2 rRNA genes and 1 other annotated feature are annotated in these 5,291 nt (G+C 57.2%); both genes read left to right on the top strand.

Annotated elements, in window-relative coordinates:
* Positions 1–102 precede the first annotated feature (102 nt).
* Positions 103–1,623: ribosomal RNA gene (locus OGL89_RS16630) — 16S ribosomal RNA — on the top strand.
* A gap of 371 nt (positions 1,624–1,994) precedes the next feature.
* Positions 1,995–5,105: ribosomal RNA gene (locus OGL89_RS16625) — 23S ribosomal RNA — on the top strand.
* The 16S and 23S rRNA genes sit together here, the layout of an rRNA operon.
* A gap of 100 nt (positions 5,106–5,205) precedes the next feature.
* Positions 5,206–5,290 (top strand) — a sequence feature (5S ribosomal RNA rRNA prediction is too short).
* Position 5,291: the final 1 nt, after the last annotated feature.

Below are 5,291 nucleotides of genomic sequence, written 5' to 3'. Positions count from 1 at the left end.
CTGGTTAGCCGAATCTGATTGGTGCCGCATTCGTCAGTGTGTGTGGTGCTGTTTTGTGTTGTCGGTTGCTCACTGTCTTCGGGTGGTGGGTGCCATGAGACATTCACGGAGAGTTTGATTCTGGCTCAGGACGAACGCTGGCGGCGTGCTTAACACATGCAAGTCGAACGGTGAAGCCCAGCTTGCTGGGTGGATCAGTGGCGAACGGGTGAGTAACACGTGAGTAACCTGCCTCTGACTCTGGGATAAGCCTTGGAAACGGGGTCTAATACTGGATACGAGACGCTCGGGCATCCGAAGTGTCTGGAAAGATTTATCGGTCAGAGATGGACTCGCGGCCTATCAGCTTGTTGGTGGGGTAAAGGCCTACCAAGGCGACGACGGGTAGCCGGCCTGAGAGGGCGACCGGCCACACTGGGACTGAGACACGGCCCAGACTCCTACGGGAGGCAGCAGTGGGGAATATTGCACAATGGGCGCAAGCCTGATGCAGCGACGCCGCGTGAGGGATGACGGCCTTCGGGTTGTAAACCTCTTTCAGCAGGGAAGAAGCGAAAGTGACGGTACCTGCAGAAGAAGCGCCGGCTAACTACGTGCCAGCAGCCGCGGTAATACGTAGGGCGCAAGCGTTGTCCGGAATTATTGGGCGTAAAGAGCTCGTAGGCGGTTTGTCGCGTCTGCTGTGAAAACTCGAGGCTCAACCTCGGGCCTGCAGTGGGTACGGGCAGACTAGAGTGCGGTAGGGGAGACTGGAATTCCTGGTGTAGCGGTGGAATGCGCAGATATCAGGAGGAACACCGATGGCGAAGGCAGGTCTCTGGGCCGCAACTGACGCTGAGGAGCGAAAGCATGGGGAGCGAACAGGATTAGATACCCTGGTAGTCCATGCCGTAAACGTTGGGCACTAGGTGTGGGGCTCATTCCACGAGTTCCGTGCCGCAGCAAACGCATTAAGTGCCCCGCCTGGGGAGTACGGCCGCAAGGCTAAAACTCAAAGAAATTGACGGGGGCCCGCACAAGCGGCGGAGCATGCGGATTAATTCGATGCAACGCGAAGAACCTTACCAAGGCTTGACATACACCGGAAACTTCCAGAGATGGTTGCCCCGCAAGGTCGGTGTACAGGTGGTGCATGGTTGTCGTCAGCTCGTGTCGTGAGATGTTGGGTTAAGTCCCGCAACGAGCGCAACCCTCGTTCTATGTTGCCAGCGGGTTATGCCGGGGACTCATAGGAGACTGCCGGGGTCAACTCGGAGGAAGGTGGGGATGACGTCAAATCATCATGCCCCTTATGTCTTGGGCTTCACGCATGCTACAATGGCCGGTACAAAGGGCTGCGATACCGCGAGGTGGAGCGAATCCCAAAAAGCCGGTCTCAGTTCGGATTGGGGTCTGCAACTCGACCCCATGAAGTCGGAGTCGCTAGTAATCGCAGATCAGCAACGCTGCGGTGAATACGTTCCCGGGCCTTGTACACACCGCCCGTCAAGTCACGAAAGTCGGTAACACCCGAAGCCGGTGGCCCAACCCTTGTGGGGGGAGCCGTCGAAGGTGGGACTGGCGATTGGGACTAAGTCGTAACAAGGTAGCCGTACCGGAAGGTGCGGCTGGATCACCTCCTTTCTAAGGAGCATCTGGCGCCGGGGTTTTGCTTCGGTGTGCAGAGGCCATGCTCGGACCGTACGCGTTCGGGGTGGTGCTCAAGGGTGGAACATCAACTGCGATCATCTGGCTTGTGCTGGTGTCTAGTACTGGTTCTCTTTTTGGGAGGGTCAAGGAACGGTGCTGGTGTTCGGGTTGGGTGGTCATGGGCGCACTGTTGGGTCCTGAGGGAACAGCCGCTGATGGTGGGTGTTGCTTCTCGACGGGCCTGGTTGACCTTGTCAAACCGTTCGCATCCTGTGGGTGTGGGTAGGTGCGGGTTGTATCTGGGGATCGTTCGTTGTTTGAGAACTGTACAGTGGACGCGAGCATCTTTTATTGTATGTCTTTGTGGTCAAGTTTTTAAGGGCACAGGGTGAATGCCTTGGCACTAGGAGCCGAAGAAGGACGTTGTAGCCTGCGATAAGCCTCGGGGAGTTGGCAAACGAACCGTGATCCGAGGATTTCCGAATGGGGAAACCCCGCACGAGTCATGTCGTGTGACCTGCACCTGAATATATAGGGTGTGTGGAGGGAACGCCGGGAAGTGAAACATCTCAGTACCGGCAGGAAGAGATATTCCGTGAGTAGTGGCGAGCGAAAGCGGATGAGGCCAAACCGTATGCGTGTGATAGCCGGCAGGCGTTGCGTATGCGGGGTTGTGGGACCTTTCGGGTTGTTCTGCCGAGCAACCGAGGAGTTACAAAGTCGTGTCATAGTCGAAGGGCATTGAAAGGCCCGGCACAGAGGGTGGTACCCCCGTAGACGAAATGGCATGGCCTCCTGAAGGGGATCCCAAGTAGCACGGGGCCCGAGAAATCCCGTGTGAATCTGGCAAGACCACTTGCTAAGCCTAAATACTACCTAGTGACCGATAGCGGACAAGTACCGTGAGGGAAAGGTGAAAAGTACCCCGGGAGGGGAGTGAAATAGTACCTGAAACCGTGTGCCTACAATCCGTTGGAGCCTCCTTAGCAGGGGTGACAGCGTGCCTTTTGAAGAATGAGCCTGCGAGTTAGTGGTACGTGGCGAGGTTAACCCGTGTGGGGAAGCCGTAGCGAAAGCGAGTCCGAAGAGGGCGATCATAGTCGCGTGCTCTAGACCCGAAGCGAAGTGATCTAGCCATGGGCAGGTTGAAGCGCGGGTAAGACCGCGTGGAGGACCGAACCCACTTGGGTTGAAAACCGAGGGGATGACCTGTGGTTAGGGGTGAAAGGCCAATCAAACTTCGTGATAGCTGGTTCTCCCCGAAATGCATTTAGGTGCAGCCTCGCGTGTTTCTTGCCGGAGGTAGAGCTACTGGATAGCCGATGGGCCCTACCAGGTTACTGACGTTAGCCAAACTCCGAATGCCGGTAAGTGAGAGCGCGGGAGTGAGACTGCGGGGGATAAGCTCCGTAGTCGAGAGGGAAACAGCCCAGACCACCAGCTAAGGCCCCTAAGCGTGTGCTAAGTGGGAAAGGATGTGGAGTTGCACAGACAACCAGGAGGTTGGCTTAGAAGCAGCCACCCTTGAAAGAGTGCGTAATAGCTCACTGGTCAAGTGATTCCGCGCCGACAATGTAGCGGGGCTCAAGTACACCGCCGAAGCTGTGGCATTCACATATTCTGCTAGGCCTTCGTGGTCCAGGCGTGTGGATGGGTAGGGGAGCGTCGTGTGGCGGGTGAAGCTGCGGGGTAACCCAGTGGTGGACGCTACACGAGTGAGAATGCAGGCATGAGTAGCGAATGACGGGTGAGAAACCCGTCCGCCGAATGACCAAGGGTTCCAGGGCCAGGCTAATCCGCCCTGGGTAAGTCGGGACCTAAGGCGAGGCCGACAGGCGTAGTCGATGGACAACGGGTTGATATTCCCGTACCGGCGAAGAACCGCCCATACCGAGCCCGGTGATGCTAAACGCCCGAGCCCACGCACCGCTGACTTCGGTTGGCATCGTGTGGGGGAGCGCGTGACCCGATCCGGTAGTAGGTAAGCGTATTAACAGGAGTGACGCAGGAAGGTAGCCCGGCGTGGCGATGGTAGTCCACGTCCAAGGTTGTAGGGCGAGTGGTAGGCAAATCCGCCACTCATTGAGCCTGAGAACTGATGGTGACAGCGTATGCTGGAAGAGGGTGATCCTATGCTGCCGAGAAAAGCTTCGACGCGAGGTTCTAGCCGCCCGTACCCTAAACCGACTCAGGTGGTCAGGTAGAGAATACTAAGGCGATCGAGTGAATCGTGGTTAAGGAACTCGGCAAAATGCCCCCGTAACTTCGGGAGAAGGGGGGCCTGAAGCGTGAACCGACGTGCTCGGGGAGCGTGGAGGGCCGCAGAGACCAGGGGGAAGCGACTGTTTACTAAAAACACAGGTCCGTGCGAAGTCGCAAGACGATGTATACGGACTGACGCCTGCCCGGTGCTGGAAGGTTAAGAGGACGGGTTAGCCGCAAGGCGAAGCTCAGAATTTAAGCCCCAGTAAACGGCGGTGGTAACTATAACCATCCTAAGGTAGCGAAATTCCTTGTCGGGTAAGTTCCGACCTGCACGAATGGCGTAACGACTTCCCCGCTGTCTCAACCGCGAACTCGGCGAAATTGCACTACGAGTAAAGATGCTCGTTACGCGCAGCAGGACGGAAAGACCCCGGGACCTTTACTATAGCTTGGTATTGGTGTTCGGTGCGGCTTGTGTAGGATAGGTGGGAGACTGTGAAGCCGGCACGCCAGTGTCGGTGGAGTCAACGTTGAAATACCACTCTGGTCGCTCTGGATATCTAACCTCGGTCCGTAATCCGGATCAGGGACAGTGCCTGGTGGGTAGTTTAACTGGGGCGGTTGCCTCCTAAAATGTAACGGAGGCGCTCAAAGGTTCCCTCAGCCTGGTTGGCAATCAGGTGGCGAGTGCAAGTGCACAAGGGAGCTTGACTGTGAGACTGACAGGTCGAGCAGGGACGAAAGTCGGAACTAGTGATCCGGCGGTGGCTTGTGGAAGCGCCGTCGCTCAACGGATAAAAGGTACCCCGGGGATAACAGGCTGATCTTGCCCAAGAGTCCATATCGACGGCATGGTTTGGCACCTCGATGTCGGCTCGTCGCATCCTGGGGCTGGAGTAGGTCCCAAGGGTTGGGCTGTTCGCCCATTAAAGCGGTACGCGAGCTGGGTTTAGAACGTCGTGAGACAGTTCGGTCCCTATCCGCTGCGCGCGCAGGAAACTTGAGAAGGGCTGTCCCTAGTACGAGAGGACCGGGACGGACGAACCTCTGGTGTGCCAGTTGTTCCGCCAGGAGCACGGCTGGTTAGCTACGTTCGGAAGGGATAACCGCTGAAAGCATCTAAGCGGGAAGCCTGCTTCAAGATGAGGTTTCCATGCCCCTTGTGGGTGAGAGGCTCCCAGCTAGACCACTGGGTAGATAGGCCGGATGTGGAAGGCAGGACTAACGACTGCCGCAGCTGACCGGTACTAATAAGCCGACAACTTCACCACAACATCATTGTTGCTACGCGTCCACTGTGCGGTTCCCGAACCGCGAACACCCCTCCCCAGTTCTGGGTCCGAGGTGTGGTGTTTGATAGTTCGACAGAGTTACGGCGGTCATAGCGAGGGGGAAACGCCCGGTCCCATTCCGAACCCGGAAGCTAAGCCCCTCAGCGCCGATGGTACTGCACTCGC

This window comes from Cellulomonas sp. RIT-PI-Y (assembly GCF_025642745.1).
Lineage (GTDB): Bacteria > Actinomycetota > Actinomycetes > Actinomycetales > Cellulomonadaceae > Cellulomonas.
The sequence above is the reverse complement of the archived record's forward strand: the minus strand, read 5'-3'. Positions and strand labels throughout refer to the sequence as shown.